We start from the raw sequence: 20,732 nt of genomic DNA, 5'->3' as shown, positions 1-20,732 counted from the left end.
AGTTGCCCGAACCGAGTGCCGGTGATCCGGCACCCGGTCGACGACTCAGTTCTGCGAGATGGTGGACCAGCCCGGAACCTCGTCCGGGGTGCGGGGGCCGGGGCCGGTGTAGATGGCGGCGGGGCGGACCAGCTTGCCCAGCTGCTTCTGCTCGAGGATGTGGGCGCACCAGCCCGCGGTGCGGCCGCAGGTGAACATCGCGGGCATCATGTGGGCGGGGACCTCGGCGAAGTCGAGGATGACCGCGGCCCAGAACTCGACGTTGGTTTCGATGGCGCGATCGGGGCGACGTTCGCGCAGCTCGGCCAGCGCGGCCTGCTCCAATGCCGCGGCTACCTCGAAGCGGGGGGCGTCCAGGCGCTGGGCGGTGGCGCGCAGCACGCGGGCGCGGGGGTCCTCGGCGCGGTAGACGCGGTGGCCGAAGCCCATCAGCTTTTCTTTGCGGTCCAGGATGCCCTTGACCAATGCCCGTGCGTCGCCGGACTTTTCGACGGCCTCGATCATCGGGAGCACGCGAGCCGGTGCACCGCCGTGCAGCGGGCCGGACATGGCGCCGATCGCGCCGGACAGCGAGGCCGCCACGTCGGCGCCGGTGGAGGCGATGACGCGGGCGGTGAAGGTGGAGGCGTTCATGCCGTGCTCGGCCGCCGACACCCAGTAGGCGTCGATCGCGTCGGTGTGGCGCGGGTCGGGATCACCCTTCCAGCGGGTCATGAACCGTTCGGTGACGGTGTCGCACTCGTCGATCTTGCGCTGCGGAACGGCGGGCTGGTAGATGCCGCGCGCGGACTGCGCCACATACGACAGCGCCATCACCGAGGCGCGAGCGAGGTTCTCGCGGGCGGTCTCGTCATCGATGTCGAGCAGCGGCTCGTAGCCCCAGATCGGGGCGAGCATGGCCAGGCCTGCCTGCACGTCGACGCGCACATCGCCGGTGTGCACCGGCAGCGGGAACGGCTCGGCCGGTGGCAGGCCGCGACCGAACTCACCGTCGACCAGCAGGGCCCACACATCACCGAAAGTCACCTTGCCGGTGACCAGATCCTGGATGTCGACGCCGCGATATCGCAGGGCGCCACCGTCCTTGTCCGGCTCGGCGATGTCGGTGGTGAAGGCCACCACGCCTTCCAATCCGCTGACGAAATCCTGTGGAACCGAGCTGGTAGTCATGGTGACTCTCCTTGCAGGGGCATGCCGATATTTCTGAACCCTAGACCCGGACATACCGCGGAGTAATCTCGCCCCTATGCGTGACCAAGACCGTGTGGCCGACCTCGCCGCGATGCGTGTCGATTACGGCAATCCGCTCGTCGCCGCGGCCGATGAACCCGACCTCGACGAGACCTGGGTGGCCGGTGGCTGGGAACCGTTGCTGCGCACCTGGATCGAGCAGGCGCGCGATCTCGGAGTCGCCGAACCGAACGCGATGGTGCTGGCCACGGTGTCGCTCACGGGCCCGGTGCCGCGACCGGTGGCACGCACCGTGCTGTGCAAGGGACTCGCACCCGACGGCGTCACCTTCTATACGAACTACGACTCGGCCAAGGGCGGCCAGCTCGCCGCCGACCCGTACGCGGCGGCGAGCTTCGTCTGGCCCGCGCTCGCCAGGCAGGTGCATGTGCGCGGGGTGACCGAGCGGGTGCCGCAAGAGGCGACCGCGGCCTACTGGGCGGCGCGGCCGCGGGAGTCGCGGCTGGGTGCGTGGGCTTCGCGGCAGTCGCGGCCGGTGTCCTCGCGGGCCGAACTGGATCGCACCCTGGCCGAGACGACGGCACGGTTCGCTGACGTCGACGACATTCCCGTGCCCCCGTTCTGGGGCGGTTACCTGCTTCGCCCCGACGAGGTGGAGTTCTGGCAGGGCAGGCACGGCAGGCTGCACAACCGCATCGTCGTGCGGATCGACGGGACGGACACCCGGGTCGAACGCCTGCAGCCGTAACGAATCTCACCGCGCGCAAACATGGGACGACCGCCCGGTGGTGGCTAATCTGCGCCGAGTGAAGCTGCTCGCCGACACCGAACCACTGCGCAATCGCGAATATCGCAGGTTGTGGACGACCAATATCGTCACCGTCATCGGCGCGCAGCTGTCGGTGGTCGCGGTGCCGCAGCAGATCTTCCAGCTCACCGGCAGTTCCGGCTACGTCGGCCTGGCCGGGTTGTTCGGTCTGGTTCCGCTGGTCGTGTTCGGGCTGTGGGGCGGTGCGCTCGCCGATGTGATGGACCGGCGCACCCTGCTCGTCATCACCACGGCGGGCACGGGGCTGACCGCGGTCGCGTTCTGGGTGCAGGCCGCGCTCGGGGTGAACAATGTGTGGCTCGTGCTCGGGCTGTTCGCCACGCAGCAGGCGTTCTTCGCGGTCAATCAGCCCACCCGCAGCGCCCTGATCGCCCGGTTGCTGCCGCCGGAGCAGATGGCCTCGGCCAGTTCGCTGAGCATGACCGTGTTCCATGTCGGGGCGATCGTGGGACCGGTGCTTGCCGGGCTGCTCATTCCGGTGATCGGCCTGGCGACCCTGTATCTGATCGACTCGATCGCCCTGCTCGCGACGCTGTGGGCGGTGTGGCGGTTGCCCGCGTTTCCGCCGACCGGTGAGCAGCGCCGGGCCGGGGTGCGCGCGGTGCTCGACGGCTTCCGGTACCTCGCGGGCCAGCGGATCCTGCTCGCCTCGTTCGTCGTCGACCTGATCGCCATGGTGTTCGGCCTGGCCCGCGCGCTGTATCCGCAGATCGCGCACGAGACCTTCTACGATCCGGCCGAAGGCGGGGTGGCGCTCGGTCTGTTGTTCGCGGCGATGGCGGTCGGGTCGGTGCTGGGCGGGGTGTTCTCCGGGTGGATTCCGCGGGTGCGCAGGCAGGGGCTCGCGGTGCTCGTGTGCATCGCGCTGTGGGGTGTGGCGATGGTCGGGTTCGGGCTCGCGGTGGGGTTGGCCGGGCGGCTGTTCGGGCTGGGTGTGTGGCTATGGATCGCGGTGGCGTTCCTGGCGCTCGGCGGCGCGGCCGACATGGTGTCGGCGGCGTTCCGCACGGCCATGTTGCTCAATGTCGCCACCGACGAGATGCGCGGGCGGCTGCAGGGTGTGTTCATCGTGGTCGTCGCAGGTGGGCCGCGGATCGGTGACGTTGCCCACGGTTTCGCGGCGGCGAGCTTGGGTACTGCTGTAGCTGCCGCCGGTGGCGGCGTACTCGTGGTGATCGGAGTGGCGCTGGCCGCGCTGGCCTTCCCCGCCTTCGTCCGTTATCGGGTAACTCGCGCACACGCCACGCCGGTAGTGAATTGAATTGTGCAGCAATCGAATTCGAGCAGCGAGCGCGGTCGCCGCAGCGGCGCCGCAGATCGTCGGGGTCACGGTGCGGAAAAGCGGATCGGCGCAGGTCCCCGGCCCCGCATCGACCTCACCGCCGCACGCGGTCGGTGTGAGAACCGGACAGGGCAACCCTGATTGCTTGTCCTGAGCGAACAACAGCTAGCGTTAGCGCAAGTGCACCTGTGCCGACCGCATCGGTGCCTATGGTTCTAGCCTGAGAGGGATCCTTCCGTGCCCGCTGAGAACATCACCAACGTCACCGAAGACGCCAAGGCGGTACTCCAGTACCCCGGTGGCGAGTTCCCGATCTCGGTCACCAAGGCCGCGGAGGGTAACGACGGGCTCGACTTGGGCAAGCTGCTGGCCAGCACCGGTTACGTCACCTACGACCCCGGTTTCATGAACACCGCGTCGACCAAGTCGGCGATCACCTACATCGACGGTGAAGCGGGCATCCTGCGCTACCGCGGTTACCCGATCGACCAGCTGGCGGGCCGCTCGACCTTCATCGAGGTCAGCTACCTGCTCATCTACGGCGAGCTGCCCACCCAAGCCCAGCTCGACGACTTCACCGATCGCATCCGTCGCCACACCCTGCTGCACGAGGACCTGAAGCGGTTCTTCGACGGCTTCCCGCGCAACGCGCACCCCATGCCGGTGCTGTCGTCCGCGGTGAACGCGCTGTCGGCCTACTACCAGGACTCCCTCGACCCGCGCGATCCCGAGCAGGTCGAGCTGTCGACCATCCGCCTGCTGGCGAAGCTGCCGACCATCGCGGCGTACTCGTACAAGAAGTCGGTCGGTCAGCCGTTCCTCTACCCCGACAACTCGCTGTCGCTGGTCGAGAACTTCCTGCGGATGACCTTCGGGTTCCCGGCCGAGCCCTACGAGGTCGACCCCGAGGTCGCCGCCGCGCTCGACATGCTGCTGATCCTGCACGCCGACCACGAGCAGAACTGCTCCACCTCGACCGTGCGCCTCGTCGGCTCCTCCGACGCCAACCTGTTCACCTCGGTCTCCGGTGGCATCAACGCGCTGTGGGGCCCGCTGCACGGCGGCGCCAACCAGGCCGTGCTCGAGATGCTCGACGAGATCATGGCCAGCGGTGGCGACGTCAAGGAATTCATCCGCAAGGTCAAGAACAAGGAAGACGGCGTGAAGCTCATGGGCTTCGGGCACCGCGTCTACCGCAACTACGACCCGCGCGCGACGCTGGTCAAGCAGGCCGCCGACAAGATCCTGTCGAAGATCGGTGGCGACGACAAGCTGCTCGACATCGCCAAGCAGCTCGAAGAGGCCGCCCTCACCGACGACTACTTCGTCTCGCGTCGCCTGTACCCGAACGTCGACTTCTACACCGGCGTCATCTACCGCGCCATGGGCTTCCCGACTCGCATGTTCACCGTGCTGTTCGCGATGGGCCGACTGCCGGGCTGGATCGCGCACTGGCGTGAGATGCATTCCGAGCCACTGAAGATCGGCCGCCCGCGCCAGATCTACACCGGCTACGGTGAACGCGACTATCGTGCGATCGACAATCGTTAGTCATCGTTTGTTGGACAACGCAATCTATCGAAGGGGATAGCCCGCATGACCAAGCCGGAGATCGACTTTCAGGAGGGCCCCGCGCCCACCGAGCTCGTGATTACCGACCTCATCGAGGGCGAAGGCAAGGAAGCGGTGCCCGGTGGCACCGTCGAGGTGCACTACGTCGGCGTCGAGTTCGACAACGGTGAGCAGTTCGACTCCTCCTGGGACCGCGGCGAATCCATCACCTTCCCGCTGCGTGGCCTGATCCAGGGCTGGCAGGACGGCATCCCCGGCATGAAGGTCGGCGGCCGCCGTCAGCTGGTCATCCCGCCGGAGCTCGCCTACGGCTCCGCCGGTGCAGGCCACGCGCTCTCGGGCAAGACCCTGGTCTTCGTGATCGACCTGCTCAACGCGAACTGATCTAAGCCGCAACGGCCCGTACTTCCGCAGGGAGGTACGGGCCGTTGCTGTTTCAGGGGTGCGGACTGTCGGCCCGCGGCCGCGGAGTAATGTTCCCCGCGTATGACGGAGCCTGTCGGCTCCCGCGTGATTCGTTGCCAATGCGTTGTCCATGACAGTGACTTGTTCGATTCGCCCGGGGCCGGGTTCTTCGGGAGTTTCGGGAGGGAGATTCTCGATCATGTTCCAACACAAGCTTTTTCGCCGTGTACTGGCGGTGGCGCTGCCCGTCGCGGTGGGTATGGCCGGGGCCGGGGTGTGCTCGGCCGAGGCCGATCAGCAGACCCAGTACGCGGCCGGACTGTCGAGTGCGGGTGAGGGTTATCGCACCGTTGTAGCGCCGGATCTGCGCTCCGTTTCCGCCTCGGTCGACGAGGGGCGCTTCCTGCTCGCACCCGACTTGGGCCGGATCGTCGTCGAGTCGGCGACCGGTGATCCGATCGGGGAGATCCCCACCTCGTTCACCACGGTCAGCGGCAATGTGATCGCCGTGGCGACCGAGATCGCGGCCGACGGGCGAAGTATGACGGTGACACCGCGGCCAACGGAAGAGGCGAGCGCCGAACTGAAGACCATCGCCACCACGCCCACCGCACAATTCCCCGACCCGGTCCAGAACGCGGCCGCCATCGGCGCCGGCGTCGGGGCGCTCATCGCCGCGGTCGTGTGTATCCCGATGATCACCACGATGATCCTCTACCTGCCGTGTGTCGGCTTGGTGGGTCTGCCGAACGCCTTGGTCGGCGCGCTGATCGGTGCGGTGGTCGGGTTGGCCGCGCCGGATATCATCCCGCAGGTCCTGCCCTGAGCGTGTGAACCGTTGCGGCCCGGTCGACATCGACCGGGCCGCAGTTCGTTCACTCGCGGACGATCTCTACCGGGTCGGTGAGGGCCAGCGCGAGCGCGGACTGTTGGGACTGGCCGCGCGGGGGGAGTGCTTCGAGTGCCTTGGCGGTCTGGTTGTTGAGATTGCCGACGATGTTCTGCAGGGCGCCGACGCCGCCGGTGAGCTGTTCGATGGCCGAAACCAGTTGGGCGCCGCCCTGTTCGGCGAGGGTGGGCAGGCCCTTGGCGAGTTCAGCGCCCTGGGTGAGTTGGTCGCGGGCGCTGTTGAGGCGGGCCACGACGGTGCGCAGGAGAGTGCCGAGGTCGGTGTCGGGGTCGACCGCGGCGCCGGTCAGTTCGCTGAGGCCGTCGAGCTGGGTGCCCGCCTGATTCGACACTCCGCGTAGCGCTTCGAGTTTGGTGATGATGTCGGCGAGCTGGGGGTCGCTCGCGAAGGGGAGCGCCTTCAATGGTGGCAGGATCTGATCCAGGCCCGAGCCGAGTGCGGTCGCGCTGGCCTGGACCCCGGCGATGGTGACGCCGGTGGCGCCGAGGGCGTCGGCCAGCTGGTTGGCCTGTTTGGCGGCACCGTCGACCGTCTGATTCAGCAGCTCGATGGCCGAAGTGAGTTGGCCCGCACCCTCTTTCGCGTAGTCGAGGAAGCCGAGCATCTCCTGCGCGCCGCCGCTGAACTGGCCTGCGCCGTCGGCTGCCGCGTTCACTCCCGCGCTGAGTAGCTGTGCGGTGAACTGCACGGAGGTCATCTGGTTGCGTGCCTGCGAGACAGCGGCGAGCGCGGCATCGACACCGGATGCGCCGATCCGATGGGTCACCACGTCGACCGCACCGTTCACCGTGTTGGTGTCGGCCTCATCGTGGGTGGTGACGGTGACCTTCGCGCGCTTGGGTTCCGGGGTGGCGAGGGTGGCCATCGACGCGGTGAGGTCGGCGGGCAGGGTGATCACGGCGGCGTAGTCGGCCGCATCGATCTCGCCTGGCTTCGCGACGGTCCATTCGTAACCACCCGCATCCTGCACGGCCTTGGCCACCCGCGCACCGGTGGGCCCGGAATCGGCGTTGACGAGCGCGATCCCGGTCGGTGCGGCATCCTTGCCCGAACAGGCGACGGCACCGCCCGCCAGCGCGAGGGCGGTGGCAAGGCAGAGCAGACGAGCGCGTTTGTCGATCACATCCGGCACGGTATCCCCGGACTTCGGTGCCGGATGTGGGAGATGTCTGAGAGTTTGTTGAGGAAGGCCGGGTCGCGGGTAGCTGTCGGGATGCTCGTCGGGTCACGCGAGCGGTCGCCGATCGATAGCTAGCCTGCCGAACTATGCCTTGTGTCACAACATGTTTCGCGAACCCGTGGTGGTTCGGTACAACTCTCGAGTCAATCGACATCGAATATTTTTTCGATTCGTCCGGGGGGTTCGGGGATTCTTCGGAAGCATCGGGAGGGAGAACCGAACATGTTCAGCCACAACATCACTCGCGCGGGTCGCCGGGCGGTCTTCGCCGCACTGCCGCTCGTCGTCGCCGCTTCGCTCGTCACCACGGGCACCGCGGCCGCTGATGTCGCTATCGAACGTCAGGCCGAGATCGCGACCGCACTCGGCAGCGAAGGGGTTTCCGAGGGCGTTAGCTACAAGACCGCCGTCTCACCGGACCTGCGCACCATCTCCGCGACCGTCGACAACGGCACCTTCGTGCTGTCGCCCGACTCCACCAACGTCGCCGTCATCTCCGCCACCGGCGCCAAGGTCAGCGAGCTTCCGCTGACCCTGGCCACCACGGGCGGCAACAACGTCGCGCTGGCTTCGGTCATCTCCGAGGACGGTCGCACGCTGCAGATCGCTCCGCAGCTCTCGGCCGCCACCACCGCCGAGCTGAAGAACATCGCCACCAACCCCGAGGCGGGCAACCACGACCCCGTCCAGAACGGTGCGGCCGCCGGTGCCACCATCGGCTTCCTTACCGCGGCGATCCTGTGCATCCCCGCCCTGGCCGCGTTCATCATCGGCTACTTCTTCTGCGCGTTCACCTCGGGCGTCTCCTTCGCGATCACCGGCGCGGTGCTCGGCGCGGTGATCGGCCTGGTGATCCCGGAGTCGATCCCGCAGGTTCTTCCCTGATTCCCGCTTCAGTCGCTGGGCGTTAACTGTGCGGTAGTCTCGCGAGTATCTTCACCCCGCGCCGATCAGGCGCGGAACTCACGAGAGTGGAGGTTCGATGTCCGACACCGACGATGTCAAAGCCAAGGCCAAAGCTGAGGGCGAGAAGATCGAGGCGGAAGCGAAGAAGGCAGCGGCCAAGGTGAAGGAAGCTGCCGATCGCGCGGCGGGCAGAGTGAAGAACGGCTTCTCCAGCGACAAGTAGTAGCGAGCTCGGCCCCGCACCCCGATCACCGGGGGTGCGGGGCTTTCGTATCTCTACCGGGCCGGTCGGGTGGGCAGGTCGATGACGAGGCGGGCACCGCCGAGCGGGCTGTCCTCGAAGTACGCCAGCCCACCGTGCAACTGTGCCTGCTGGGCGACCAGCGCGAGGCCGAGTCCCGAACCGCCCTTGGTGGCGTTGGTACCACGGGCGAACCGTGCGAAGACCGCCTCGCGCTCGCCGGGCACGATGCCGGTGCCGTTGTCGTCGACGGCGATGACGATGCGACCGTGTGGCGTGCGGTGCGCCGACACGACGGCGGTGGTGGCACCGCCGTGCTTCACCGAATTGGTGAGCGCGTTGTCGACGGCAAGGCGCAGGCCTGCGGGCAGGCCGCGGGTCACCAGTTCGGCGTCGGTGTCGATGTGCACCGACAAGCCGGGATTGTGGCGCATGGCGTCATGGGCGGCCTGGTCGCACAGGTCGGCGACATCGGTGGGGACGTGCTCGGTTTCGGCGGTGAGGTCGCCGCGGGCGAGTCGCTCCAGCGCGGACAGGGTGGTTTCCACTCGGGTTTCGTTGCGGGCGAGGTCGTCGAGGATCTCGCGACGTTGTTCGTCGGTGAGGTCGAGGGTGCGCAGGACCTCGAGATCGGTGCGGATCGCGGTGAGCGGCGTGCGTAGTTCGTGGGCGGAGACGGCGGCGAAATCGCGGGCCGTCTCCAGCGCGGCGGCCGTCTCGGCCTGGGCCTGGTCGACGCGGGCGAGCATGGTGTTCACCGCGTCGGCCAGCTTCACCGCTTCATCGACGCCGGAACCGTCGACCGGTTGGGCGGGATCGCCCGGCTCGCCGACGGCGGACACCTGCCTGGTCAGCTTCACGATCGGGTCGACCGCGCGCCCGGCGAGCAACCAGCCAAGCGCCGCCGCGGCCGCCACCGCGATCGCCGCGCCCGCGAGCACCCAGCGCTGCTGGTCGTCGGTCGCCTTGGTCGCCTCGGTGGTCGGAATCGCCAGGGAGACAGTGCGACCCGCTGGCTGGTTCTCGGTGGTGGTGAGCACCCGGTAGGGCTGGTCGTCGATCTCGACGGTCTGCGAACCGGGCGGCAGATCGGGCAGCTGGGTCGAGCTCGACGCGGTGACCTGGCCGTTGTCGCGCACCGTGAGCGCCATGGTGTTCTGCAGGCCGGTCAGATTGACAAAACCGGTGGCGAGCACCGGCTCGATCAGGACGATGCGCGACGCGATTTCCAGTTGCTGATCGGTTTGGGTGACATTATTGCGTTCGATAGCCTGGAAACCCACGAAAGCGGCGATCGTGACGATGATGACGGCCCCTGCCGCGGCCGCCCCCGCGACTCTTGTTCGCAGCGAAAACGATTGTCGGCGACGACGTTTCGTAGACAGGGAGATCATTTCGATTCCCGGAGTACGAAACCCACCCCGCGAATCGTATGCAAAATCCTTGGCGTGTCATCTATTTCGAGTTTTCGGCGCAGGTATCCGACGAACACATCCACTACATTCGTATCCGCTATGAAATCGTAACCCCACACCAATTCCAACAGCCGTTCGCGCGTCAACACCACCCCGGCATTGCGGGCGAGGGTGGACAGCAATTCGAATTCCCTTTTGGTGAGCTCGATTTCGCGTCCGTGCAGGAGGGCGCGATAACCCGCGACATCGACCAGCAGCGGACCGACGGTCAGCGCGCCGGGTGCCACGGGGTCGGGTGTGTCGGTGCGGCGGCGCAGCAGGGCCTTGATCCTGGCCACCAGTTCGGCCAGCTCGAACGGCTTCACCAGGTAGTCGTCGGCGCCCGATTCGAGGCCGGCGATCCGGTCGTCCACCGAAGCGCGGGCGCTGAGCACGCAGATGGGCACGTCGTTGCCCATCGCACGCAAGGCGGTGACCACACCCGCACCGTCGAGCACCGGCATGTTCATGTCGAGGACCACCGCGTCGGGTGCCTGCTCGGCGACGGCCCGCAGCGCGGCACCACCGTCGCGCGCGACCAGTACCCGGAACCCGGACAGTCGCAGGCCCCGTTCGACAGAGGCGAGAACGTCCTCGTCGTCATCGACGACAAGCACCGTTGAGGTAGTCACCCCGCTGATCTTAGGTGGGGGAGTTACGCAGGTGGAGCTACCGGATCGCCGTTCCCGGTCGGGACTTCCGACGGCGGGTTGCCCAGCGGGGGGTTGGCGAGGATGCGGTCGGCGAGTGCGGTGAGGACGTGGGGATCCTCGATGGTGGCGGGGGTTTCGACGTGTTCACCGGCGGTGAGCTGGCGGATCGTCTTGCGCAGGATCTTGCCGGAGCGGGTCTTGGGCAGGCCGGTGACGATGATCGAGTCGTGCAGGGTGGCGATGGCGCCGATCTGGGCGCGCACCCGGTCGTCGAGTTCGGCGCGCAACTGCCGCTGGTCGATCTCGACACCCTGCTTGAGCACCACATACGCCAGCGGGAGGCTGCCCTTGAGCTCATCAGGCATGCCGATCACCGCGCACTCGGCGACAGCGGAGTGCCCGGCGATGGCGGCTTCGATGCTGCCCGCCGACAGGCGGTGCCCGGCGATATTGATCACGTCGTCGCTGCGCCCGAGGACGTAGAGGTAGCCGTCCTCGTCGAAGTAGCCCGCGTCACCGGTGAGGTAGTGGCCGGGGAAGGCCGACAGGTACGAGCGGACGAAGCGATCCCGGTCGCGCCACAGCCCGGTCAGGCACCCGGGGGGCAGCGGCAGCCCGATGACGATGTTGCCCTCGGTTCCGGCGGGTACCGCGTTGCCGTTCGCGTCGAGTACGCGCAGCCGGTAACCCGGCACCGGCACGCTCGCCGAACCCGGCTTGACGGGCAGTTCCTGCAGGCCGAGCGGGTCGGCGCAGATGGGCCAGCCGGTCTCGGTCTGCCACCAGTGATCGACCACCGGGGTATCGGGATGGTCGGCGAGCAGGGTGTTGCTCGCCCAGTCGAGCGTGGCCGGATCGAGGCGCTCGCCCGCGCAGAACAGCGCGCGCAGCCGGGACAGGTCGTGCCGGTGGGCCGCGGTGGCCTCGGGGTCGGCGCGGCGGATCGCGCGCAACGCCGTGGGCGCGGTGAACAGCACCCGCACGTTGTGCTCGTCGACGATCCGCCAGAACGCCCCGGCATCCGGGGTGCCGACGGGTTTGCCCTCGTAGAGCACGGTCGTCGCGCCCACCAGCAGGGGCGCGTAGACGATGTAGGAGTGGCCGACGACCCAGCCCACATCGGAGGCGGCCCAGAACACCTGACCAGGGCCGACGTCGTAGATATTGCGCATCGACCAGGCCAGTGCGACGGCGTGCCCGCCGTTGTCGCGCACCACGCCCTTGGGTTTCCCGGTGGTGCCGGAGGTGTAGAGGATGTAGAGCGGATCGGTGGCAGCCACCGAGACCGGATCGGCGGGCGCGGCGCCGTCGACCGTGGCCTGCCAATCGACCCAGCGGGCGGCGACCGTCTGCTCCGAGGACGGCAGCACGTCGGTGGCGGGCAGGGCGGCGGCGAACTCGATCGTCGTGAACTCGGGTCGCTGCTTGACGATCACCGTGCGCACCGACGCGGTCTCGGCCAGATCGAGCGCGGCCATCACGATCGGCGGGTACTCGATGCGGCGGTTGGGCTCCAGCCCGCCCGAGGCGGTGATGATCAGGACCGGCTCGGCGTCGTCGATGCGGGCGGCCAGCTCGGGTGCGGCGAATCCGCCGAACACCACCGAGTGCACCGCGCCGATGCGGGCACACGCCAGCATCGCGATCACTGCTTCGGGGATCATCGGCAGGTAGATCACCACCCGATCACCGGCCACCACCCCGAGATCGCGCATGGCACCGGCGAACTCCGCCACGGTGTCGAGCAATTCGGCGTAGGTGTAAATCGTGGTGGTGTCCGTCATAGCGGAGGCATATATGAGGGCGGGTTGATCGGCGTGTCCACCCTGGTCGACAGTGCCTGCCCGGACGTGGCGGTCAAGTGCGTTCACACAAGTATTGAGGCGCCCATCCGGGAACCATCGGGCCGACCGTTTGTCGGCGGCGTCCACGATCTGCTGCGGTTCGGCATCCCACTCGATGCTTTGAGCTGCGGCGGACCAGAACTCGGCCGGGTCGACCAGGCTGGTCTGATAGACCGGCCGGTACTCGTGTTCGGTGTCCAACCCCGTGACTCCCTAGCCTCGCTTCGATGCCCGCTCGATAGATCCAGATGATTGTGGCAGACTTCACGCGACACCCGAGGGGGTGCCGCGACCTTTGGTTTTGCCTACAACAGGCTGGTCATCGAGCGGACCTCGACCGGGAGTCAGCCAAGAAGTTATTGATCCGTTAGAATCCGATGTCACTTATTCGGGCAGTCGTAGACGCAATTTCTCGGCCAGCCGTAGTTCTCGGCCAGCAGCCACTGGCGAGCCACCATCGCGCCTGTGGAGGTTCGCCTCAGGCGTACGGTACGAGGCCAGTTTGGAAAGTGAGTGGGAGATGCGTGACGCCGCTAGGTCCGGCAGCAAACGCTGGGCGCTCGGCAACTGGGACCTGCGTTGGAAGGTTACGGCCGTGCTTGCCGTGCCACTCGCGGTCGCGGTCGGGCTCGGCGTGTCGAGAATTACCGCCGAGTTCTCGGAGGCCAACCGGCTCTCCAGTATCAACGAGCAGGTAGACACGATTCCGTCGGTCACCGCGCTGAGCGCAACCTCGGCGAAGGTGACCGGCAGCCAGATGGTGCCCGCAGGGCCGGGGGCGACCCTTGTCACCGACAAGGACCTCACCGACCTCGACACCGCCATCGCCGCGGCGCAGACATCGCTCGGCAGGCTCACCGAACTGCCGAGGGCGCACTCCGCTCTCGAGCGGATGATCTCCCAAGCCAAGGCGGTGCGCGCGCAGGGCCATGCGCTCACCTCCTCGCCCGAGCCCGCGCTGGCCTCGGTCGAGCAGATGCGTAAAGACAGCGTCAGCATCGTCGAGTCCACGATCGCCCAGGTGAGCGATCCGGTCATGGACACGGCCAAGCTGCGCCTGGTCGACTCGCTCAACACGCGCTCGGTTCTCGTCGACCAGCTCGCAGGCATCTCCGAGATGCTGCGCGGTATTCCGACCGGCGGCCAGAACTACCTCACCGGCGTCAGCACCGAGCGACACCTGCTCGATGTGCTCGCCAACCGCTTCCCCGACGGTGACCGGGTGATCGCCGATCTCAAGGCGCAGGCCGACGTCCGCCAGAACCTGGCCACCGGTCCCGACGTGCAAGCGGGCAAACTCCCCGTCGGTGACATGCGTACCTCGCTGCTCACCAGTCTCGCCGGCTACGAGGGCGTCGTCGACCAGGCCACTCAGGCCATCGAATCCTCCATGAACGAGCTCACCAACACGGCCGCGACCGGCGCCTGGACCTACACCGCGGTGGTCATCGCGACGATCCTCGCCGCGCTGATGCTCGCCGTGTTCGTGGCCCGCTCGATGATCGTGCCGCTGCACCGCCTCCGCCTGGCCGCGCTGCGCGTCGCCGAATCCGATCTGCCGCACGAGGTCGCCCAGCTCCGCAACGGTGCCGCGCCCGAGGATGTGCCGCTCGAGCCGATGCCGGTGCGCTCCGACGAGGAGATCGGCCAGCTCGCCCGCGCCGTCGACGATATCCACGGTCAGGCCCTGCGCCTTGCCAGTGATCAGGCGCAGATGCGTTCGCAGGTGAACGACATGTTCGAGACCCTGGCGCGCCGGTCCAAGTCGCTCGTCGACCATCAGCTCACCCTCATCGAGGCGATGGAGTACGACGAGAAGGACCCGCGCCTGCTCGAGAACCTCTTCCGGCTCGACCACCTCGCCGCGCGCATGCGCCGTAACGGTGACAACCTGCTGATCCTCGCCGGCACCAAGCAGCGCAGGACCAAGTCGGCCCCGGTCGAGATCGCTGACGTGCTGCGCGCCGCGATCTCCGAGGTCGAGGACTACGAGCGGGTCAAGCTCGGCGCCACCCCGCGTGGCTCGCTGGTCGAACCGGCCGCCTCCGACATGGCGCACCTGTTCGCCGAGCTGCTCGACAACGCGCTGCGGGCCTCCCCGCCGGAAACCGACGTCAAGTTCACCTTCGCCCAGGCGCACGACCAGGGTCTGCTGATCGAGGTCGCCGACCGCGGTATCGGTATGCCGCCCGTGGAGATGTCGGAGATCAACCACCGGCTCGAGCAGACCGCCGAGCCCGGCCCCGACACCGCCCGCCACATGGGTCTGTTCGTGGTCGGCCGACTGGCCGAGCGGCACGGTCTCACCGTGCGACTGCGCCCGACCTTCGACACCGCCCGCGATCCCGGCGTCACCGTCACCGTGCACGTGCCGGTCGGCCTGATCGTCTCGGGTGGCGGCGGTGGGCCCGTCGTACCGCCGCATCAGCTGCAGAAGCAGCAGCAGGCACCGGACCCGCAGCAGCAGCGGCCGAACCCGCAGCAGCAGCCGAGCACCATGCAGACCCGCGCGATCACCCGCACCCCGGGTGGCAACGTGATGGTCACCGTGGATCCCGGCGTGAGCGGACCGGCCCCGGCGGGTGCCGGCGGTGGGTTGCCACAGCGTCAGCCGGGTAACTCGATGTCTTCGGGCATGGCTCAGGACGCGACCGACCAGCCGTCGCCGTCGCTGCGTCCGCCCGCACCGGGACAGGGAAATGTGCCGCAGCGCGGCAAGCTCGCCGCGGCGAGCATGCCCAAGCGCAATCTGGCACCGGGTGGGCCGCAGCGTCCGCCCGCCGGGCCGGGGCCGCAGGGTCCGGGTGAGCAGAAGCCGTCGCAGGCCGGTGGGTTGCCGCAGCGTCAGCCGGGTGCGAACGGCGCGCCCTCGCGGGATTCCGCGCAGCCGCCCGCGCAGCCGCCGCGTGATTCGGCACCCCAGCGTGATCCGGCACAGACTCAGCGGGGGAGCACCCCCGGTGGTCTGCCGCAACGTTCGCCCGGCGCCAACGGCGCACCGCAGCGTGATCCTTCGGTCGGCCTTCCCCAGCGTGATCCGTCGCAGCAACTACCGCAGCGTGATCAGGCCGGTGGTTTGCCGCAGCGTGATCCGTCGATGGGTCTGCCGCAGCGTGAGCAGACCGGTGGCCTGCCGCAGCGTGACCCGGCAACGGGTCTACCGCAGCGTGGCCAGGGAAACACTGCGCCGCAGCGTGATTCCGCGCCGCCGGTGCAGCGTGATCCGGCGACCGGTCTCCCGCAGCGGGGCAATGCCTCGGGCGGTCTGCCGCAGCGTGAACCCACGCCGCGCCTGCCGCATCGAGATCAGTCCGGCGGTCTGCCGAGGCTCGATCAGAGCGGTGGTCTGCCCCAGCGTGATCCGAGCGGTGGTTTGCCGCAGCGTGATCCGTCGACTGGTCTGCCCCAGCGTGATCCGAGCGGTGGTTTGCCGCAGCGTGATCCGTCGACCGGTCTCCCGCAGCGCGACCCGAGCGGTGGTCTGCCCCAGCGCGATCCGTCAATGGGCCTACCACAGCGGGATCAGAGCGGCGGCCTCCCGCAGCGTGATCCGTCGACCGGTCTGCCGCAGCGTGATCCGAGCGGTGGTCTGCCACAACGTGAGCCGGCCGACGGACTCCCGCCGCGGGCCCAGCCCGCCCGTGCGGCCAACGGTCTGCCGCAGCGCGCAAACCCCGCGCCGCAGCAGGATCCGGCCGCCAACGGTCTGCCCCAGCGCACCCCAGCCGCAGGTCAACCGCAGCGAGACGCGTCCAACGGCCTGCCCCAGCGTGCGGCTGCGCCGATTGGGCTGCCGCAGCGCGATCCCGGGGCTAGTGTTGTACCGCAGGCGACCGCCGGGCCCGGAGTAGCTCTGCCGCAACGGGATCGGGACCCTGTGGGTCCGGATAACGCTGCGTCGGCAGGGCGTGATCCGGGTCGGCACAGCTTCCGGTCCAATCCGGTCAAGGCTGCGTCGTTCTTCCAGACCAGGTTGCAGCCGGCACCGGAAGGTGATTCCGTGATGGGCGGAACACCGATCTTCGCTGAGATGATGTCGGCGTGGCTCACGGACGAGAGTTCTGACCGGAACCAGATGGCCGCCGCCTTCGAATCGCCGGGTGACGACGGCTGGCAGGCTGCTCGCGCGGCCAGCGAAGCCCAGTCCGAGGTGCGTACCGCCGCCGGCTTGCCTCAGCGCAGTCCAGGCGGAAGGCTCGTACCGGGTGGTGTGAGCGGCACCGCCGATCGCACCCCGCAACAACGCGATCCCGCCACGATCCGCAACAGCCTGAGTCGTCACCAGCAGGGCGTCCGGGATGGCCGCGCAATGAAGGCAATGAACCTAACCGGAGATAAAGGAGACCGATGAACCCCGATCTAGGTGGTACGAACCGTCAGCTGGATTGGCTGGTTTCGAACTTCGCCAACGAGGTTCCTGGCGTAGCCCATGCCGTTCTGGTCTCGGCTGACGGACTCTTGATGGCCGCGAGCGCTCAGCTCCCGGTCGACCGCGCCGAGCAGCTCTCCGCCGTGACCGCCGGACTGGCAAGCCTGTCCGTCGGCGTGTCGAATCTGTTCGAAGGCGGTACGGTACTCCAGTCCGTCGTCGAGATGGAGCACGGTTACCTGCTGCTGATGGCAGTCGGTGACGGCTCGTATCTCGCGGTCCTGACCAACACCTCGTGTGACATCGGTCAGGTCGGCTACGAAATGGCACTTCTGGTCGAGCGCGTTGGCCAGACGGTCCAAGCCACGCCTCGCGTCACGATGGGTTCCTGATGGTGGGATGGACATAGACGATCACCGCATGGGGAGCGCCGAGCCCAGCCTCGTTCGCCCGTACTCCTTGACTGCCGGCCGTACCAGGCCGGCGGTCGAGTTGGCGCTGGAGGCACTCGTCGCATCGCATCCGGTCGCCATGGAGCGGCAGTACGAACTGAACAACCTCGAAACGTCCATCGTGGAGTTGTGCAGGCAATCGCCGTCCGTTGCCGAGATAGCTGCCCAGCTGTACATCCCGATCGGGGTGGCCCGGGTACTCGTAGCCGATCTGATCGAGGCCGGTCACGTCCGGGTTTCGGCAACTTTGAAAGACGATTCCAGCGACGATGAACGTCGCGAGCTGATCGAAAGGGTTCTCAGTGGACTCCGGCGTATTTGATTCGACGGCGCAGGTCGACACCCGTACGGCCAAGCCGACTTCGGCGAAGATTGTGGTCGCCGGCGGCTTCGGCGTGGGTAAGACCACGATGGTCGGCGCGGTGTCGGAGATCGTTCCGCTGCGCACCGAGGCGTTGGTCACCAACGCCAGTACCGGAATCGACAACCTGACCGGTATTCCGCAGAAATCGACCACCACGGTGGCGATGGACTTCGGCCGTATCAGCCTCGCCGACGACCTGGTCCTGTACCTGTTCGGTACGCCGGGCCAGTACCGGTTCTGGTTCATGTGGGACGACCTGATCCGCGGCGCCATCGGCGCCGTGGTGTTGGTCGACACCCGCAGGCTCGAAGACAGCTTCGCCGCTGTCGACTACTTCGAGGCCCGCGGGCTGCCGTTCCTGGTGGCGCTCAACGAGTTCGACGACGCGCCGAAGTACCCGCTCGAGGACATCCGCCAGGCCCTTGCGGTTCCCGCCGACGTGCCGATCATGTCGATCGACGCCCGTCGCCGGGAGCCTGCCAAGCAGGCACTGGTCGCCTTGACCGAGTACGCACTGCGCAAGGTCATGCAGGGCTACTGAGCTGGTTCTCCAGCGATGGACGGGGCTGCCGCGATGAAGGCAGCAGCCCCGCTCCTCGCTCAGTTCGTGCTCGTGTCAGGACTCGGGTTCCGGATCGGGCCTGGTCCAGCCGAGGATCATCGCGGGCGCGCAACCGCCTGCCAAGATCGTGGCCAGCATCATCAGTCCGCCCGCGTAGGCGGTGCGATAGGCCTCGGCTTCCGGCGCGATCGCGCTGACGAAGACCAGGTACGCCAGCGGTGGCACCGTCAGCGTCTGGGTGATCGCCAGTCCCGCCGAGCGCGCCTTGTTGCGTTCGGCGATCTCCAGCTCATCGAGCATCGGGTCGGGCGCGTGGTCCTGCCCGCCCGACGCGATCCGCAGCATTGTCCAGCTGGGCAGAAACAGTATCAGCGCGATGAGCGCGACCACCGGAGCCGCCGCCAGATTCAGCGCGCACATCACCCCCGCGACGGCGATTCCGAGCAGCGCGATCACCACACCGATCACCAGCATCCGTCGCCGACGAAGCGGTCGCCAGCTCCGCAGCATCCCCGCGGTTCGTTGTTCCTGGATGAGCCAGCGCCGGACCCGATAGTTCTGATAGCGGTCGATGAGTGTGCTGGTCATGGCATTTCACCTTTCGTGCGTGGGTACAGCTCGGCCGAGAGCGGCCCGAATTCCTTGCGGGAGAACACGACTTCGATCGGTAGTGCGAACACATCGCAGATGCGCATCGCCAGATCGAGGCTCGGATAGTGATCGCCACGCTCGAGCGCGCCGATCGTCTGGACATTGACGTTGACGGCCTCGGCAAGCGCCGCCCGGCTCATCCGATGCTCCGCGCGCAACACGGCGATGCGATTGAAGATCGGCAGGGTTTCCCCTCGTCTGACTGGGCTCACCTAACAGAGTGTTGTAAAAACACAACATAAAGTCAAGGTGTTCTAACATGGCGCCACGAATGTGTGAACCACTCGGACCCGGTCCGGCTACGCTCACAGCGTGCATATGTCGGCGGATGACCTGCTCGAACAGTTGCTCGACGCGGACTCGTTCGTGAGTTGGGATCGGCCGCCGATCGAGGTAGCGACGTCGCCCCGCTATCGGCAGGAGCTCGTGGCCGCGGCCGATCGGGCGGGCACCGATGAGGCCGTGTTGACGGGGGAGGGCCTGTTGCGCGGGCGCCGCGTCGCGGTGATCGCCTGTGAGTTCGCGTTTCTGGCCGGTTCGGTCGGGGTGGCCGCGGCGGAGCGGATCGTGTGTGCGGTCGAGCGCGCTACCGAACTCGGGCTGCCGTTGATCGCCTCGCCTACCTCCGGTGGCACTCGGATGCAGGAGGGGACAGTCGCTTTCGTGCAGATGGTGAAGATCGCGGGTGCGGTGGCCGTGCACAAGGCGGCGGGTCATCCGTACCTGGTGTATCTGCGTAGTCCGACGATGGGTGGGGTGTTCGCATCGTGGGGTTCGTTGGGGCACATCACCTTTGCCGCACCCGGCGCACTCATCGGGTTCCTCGGGCCACGCGTGTACGAAGCCTTGTACGGCAGGCCTTTTCCGCCGGGCGTGCAGACCGCGGAGAACCTCTATCGCAACGGTGTGATCGACGGCGTGGTGTCGGTGGAGGTGTTTCGCCGCATCGCGCACCGGGCGATGAGTGTCGCCAGTGGCGCGGTCGAGCCGGTGACGACCGAGCCGGGTTGGGCTGCGCCGGTGCGCAGTCCGGTGACGCAGGCGAATCCGACCGCCAGCGCCTGGGATTCGGTACTCAGCTCGCGCAGGCCGGGACGACCGGGCATTCGTGACCTGCTTCGTCATACGACACAACGGGTTCCGCTCAGTGGCACCGGCCGAGGTGAGTCCGATCGCACCGTACTGCTCGCCCTCGCTCGCTTCGCCGGGCAACCGTGCGTCGTGTTCGGACACGACCGATCCGGCCAGGAGGGCGAGCACACCATGGGCCCGGCCGCCCTGCGCGAGGCGCGACGGGCGATGGTTCTCGCGCGGGAATTGCGGCTGCCGCTGGTGCTCGTCATCGACACTGTCGGTGCGGCCCTGTCCAAGGAGGCCGAAGAACGGGGGCTGGCTCCTGAAATCGCCCGCTGCCTGGCCGATCTCGTCACCCTCGACACTCCGACCGTCTCCGTGCTGCTCGGCCAGGGCACCGGCGGCGGCGCGCTTGCGCTGTTGCCCGCCGACCGGGTGCTCGCCGCGCGACACGGCTGGCTGGCCCCGCTGCCACCGGAAGGGGCGAGCGCCATCGTCTTCCGCGATACCGCGCACGCACCGGAAATGGCCGCGGCGCAAGGCATCCGGTCAGCTGATCTGCTCGCCGACGGTGTGGTGGACCGGATCGTCGAGGAGTACCCCGACGCCGCGGACGAGCCGGTCGCCTTCGCCCGTCGCACGGTCCTCGCGATCGCGGCCGAACTGGCGGCCCTGCGCGGCGGCGATCCGGCCGAACTACGTACCCTGCGCCAGGCCAGATACCGACGAATCGGACTCGCGGGCACGTGAAACACACCACGCACCGTCGTTGACGGCACCCCGAACCGCTTCT

At 67.8% G+C, this 20,732-nt stretch carries 19 protein-coding genes; 12 read left to right on the top strand and 7 right to left on the bottom strand.

Features of this window, described 5'->3' with window-relative positions; translation table 11 throughout:
* Positions 1-45 precede the first annotated feature (45 nt).
* Entirely contained in the window at positions 46-1,170 is a 1,125-nt protein-coding gene (locus ACLJPD_RS20330; protein ID WP_410874130.1) for a citrate synthase 2, read from the bottom strand.
* Between the two features lie 76 nt (positions 1,171-1,246).
* On the opposite strand from ACLJPD_RS20330, the gene pdxH reads away from it, so the two are divergent.
* The 5 genes from pdxH (at position 1,247) to ACLJPD_RS20305 (ending at position 6,105) form a co-directional block, all read left to right on the top strand.
* Positions 1,247-1,939 (top strand): pyridoxamine 5'-phosphate oxidase, encoded by a 693-nt coding sequence (gene pdxH / locus ACLJPD_RS20325; RefSeq protein WP_410874128.1) that lies wholly within the window; start codon positions 1,247-1,249, stop codon positions 1,937-1,939.
* A gap of 58 nt (positions 1,940-1,997) precedes the next feature.
* Positions 1,998-3,281 carry an MFS transporter gene (locus ACLJPD_RS20320; RefSeq protein ID WP_410874126.1) on the top strand — a complete coding sequence of 428 codons (1,284 nt, stop codon included), beginning with the start codon at positions 1,998-2,000 and terminating at the stop codon, positions 3,279-3,281.
* A 258-nt stretch (positions 3,282-3,539) separates the two neighbouring features.
* Positions 3,540-4,853, top strand: a complete 1,314-nt coding sequence (locus ACLJPD_RS20315; RefSeq protein WP_410874124.1) for a citrate synthase — start codon at positions 3,540-3,542, stop codon at positions 4,851-4,853.
* Positions 4,854-4,898: 45 nt separating this feature from the next.
* Positions 4,899-5,258, top strand: coding sequence for an FKBP-type peptidyl-prolyl cis-trans isomerase (locus ACLJPD_RS20310; protein ID WP_410874122.1), 360 nt, complete (start codon positions 4,899-4,901; stop codon positions 5,256-5,258).
* 220 nt (positions 5,259-5,478) lie between these two features.
* Positions 5,479-6,105: a hypothetical protein gene (locus ACLJPD_RS20305; protein ID WP_410874120.1), complete on the top strand. Its 627-nt coding sequence runs from the start codon at positions 5,479-5,481 to the stop codon at positions 6,103-6,105.
* Positions 6,106-6,154: 49 nt separating this feature from the next.
* Here the strand turns inward: ACLJPD_RS20305 and ACLJPD_RS20300 are convergent, their stop codons facing one another.
* Positions 6,155-7,312, bottom strand: coding sequence for a hypothetical protein (locus ACLJPD_RS20300; protein ID WP_410874118.1), 1,158 nt, complete (start codon positions 7,310-7,312; stop codon positions 6,155-6,157).
* Between the two features lie 279 nt (positions 7,313-7,591).
* Between ACLJPD_RS20300 and ACLJPD_RS20295 the strand changes: the two genes are divergently transcribed.
* Both ACLJPD_RS20295 and ACLJPD_RS20290 read left to right on the top strand, forming a co-directional pair.
* Positions 7,592-8,254 carry a hypothetical protein gene (locus tag ACLJPD_RS20295; protein ID WP_410874116.1) on the top strand — a complete coding sequence of 221 codons (663 nt, stop codon included), beginning with the start codon at positions 7,592-7,594 and terminating at the stop codon, positions 8,252-8,254.
* Between the two features lie 97 nt (positions 8,255-8,351).
* Positions 8,352-8,498 carry a hypothetical protein gene (locus ACLJPD_RS20290; RefSeq protein ID WP_410874114.1) on the top strand — a complete coding sequence of 49 codons (147 nt, stop codon included), beginning with the start codon at positions 8,352-8,354 and terminating at the stop codon, positions 8,496-8,498.
* Positions 8,499-8,551: 53 nt separating this feature from the next.
* Here the strand turns inward: ACLJPD_RS20290 and ACLJPD_RS20285 are convergent, their stop codons facing one another.
* The 3 genes from ACLJPD_RS20285 to ACLJPD_RS20275 are packed head-to-tail and all read right to left on the bottom strand — an operon-like array spanning position 8,552 to position 12,668.
* A complete protein-coding gene (locus tag ACLJPD_RS20285; RefSeq protein WP_410874112.1) occupies positions 8,552-9,910 on the bottom strand; it encodes an ATP-binding protein in 1,359 nt (452 codons plus the stop codon).
* Entirely contained in the window at positions 9,907-10,611 is a 705-nt protein-coding gene (locus ACLJPD_RS20280) for a response regulator transcription factor (RefSeq protein WP_410874537.1), read from the bottom strand. The genes ACLJPD_RS20285 and ACLJPD_RS20280 overlap by 4 nt, the downstream gene beginning before the upstream one ends.
* A gap of 14 nt (positions 10,612-10,625) precedes the next feature.
* Positions 10,626-12,668, bottom strand: a complete 2,043-nt coding sequence (locus tag ACLJPD_RS20275; RefSeq protein ID WP_410874110.1) for an AMP-binding protein — start codon at positions 12,666-12,668, stop codon at positions 10,626-10,628.
* A 319-nt stretch (positions 12,669-12,987) separates the two neighbouring features.
* Between ACLJPD_RS20275 and ACLJPD_RS20270 the strand changes: the two genes are divergently transcribed.
* Genes ACLJPD_RS20270 through ACLJPD_RS20255 form a run of 4 tightly spaced genes read left to right on the top strand, consistent with a single transcriptional unit; the run spans position 12,988 to position 18,193 of the window.
* Complete coding sequence (locus ACLJPD_RS20270; protein ID WP_410874108.1) at positions 12,988-16,818, top strand: ATP-binding protein; 3,831 nt, start codon at positions 12,988-12,990, stop codon at positions 16,816-16,818.
* Positions 16,815-17,228, top strand: a complete 414-nt coding sequence (locus ACLJPD_RS20265; RefSeq protein ID WP_011207200.1) for a roadblock/LC7 domain-containing protein — start codon at positions 16,815-16,817, stop codon at positions 17,226-17,228. The genes ACLJPD_RS20270 and ACLJPD_RS20265 overlap by 4 nt, the downstream gene beginning before the upstream one ends.
* Positions 17,229-17,235: 7 nt before the next feature.
* The gene (locus ACLJPD_RS20260) at positions 17,236-17,610 is read left to right on the top strand and encodes a DUF742 domain-containing protein (protein ID WP_056818578.1); all 375 of its coding nucleotides are present in this window, start codon (positions 17,236-17,238) and stop codon (positions 17,608-17,610) included.
* On the top strand, positions 17,591-18,193 hold the full coding sequence (locus tag ACLJPD_RS20255) for a GTP-binding protein (protein ID WP_174551063.1): 603 nt from the start codon (positions 17,591-17,593) through the stop codon (positions 18,191-18,193). The genes ACLJPD_RS20260 and ACLJPD_RS20255 overlap by 20 nt, the downstream gene beginning before the upstream one ends.
* A 75-nt stretch (positions 18,194-18,268) precedes the next feature.
* Here the strand turns inward: ACLJPD_RS20255 and ACLJPD_RS20250 are convergent, their stop codons facing one another.
* Together ACLJPD_RS20250 and ACLJPD_RS20245 are read right to left on the bottom strand one after the other, a co-directional pair.
* Entirely contained in the window at positions 18,269-18,802 is a 534-nt protein-coding gene (locus ACLJPD_RS20250; protein ID WP_410874105.1) for a hypothetical protein, read from the bottom strand.
* Positions 18,799-19,077, bottom strand: coding sequence for a helix-turn-helix transcriptional regulator (locus ACLJPD_RS20245; protein WP_101464495.1), 279 nt, complete (start codon positions 19,075-19,077; stop codon positions 18,799-18,801). Before ACLJPD_RS20245 ends, ACLJPD_RS20250 begins: the two co-directional genes overlap by 4 nt.
* A 106-nt stretch (positions 19,078-19,183) precedes the next feature.
* Here ACLJPD_RS20245 and ACLJPD_RS20240 point away from each other — a divergent pair, with 106 nt between their 5' ends.
* Entirely contained in the window at positions 19,184-20,689 is a 1,506-nt protein-coding gene (locus ACLJPD_RS20240) for a carboxyl transferase domain-containing protein (protein ID WP_410874536.1), read from the top strand.
* Positions 20,690-20,732: the final 43 nt, after the last annotated feature.

Source organism: Nocardia sp. A7, from assembly GCF_046549215.1.
Lineage (GTDB): Bacteria > Actinomycetota > Actinomycetes > Mycobacteriales > Mycobacteriaceae > Nocardia.
Note: the sequence above shows the minus strand (reverse complement) of the source record. Positions and strands in the feature narration are given on the sequence as shown.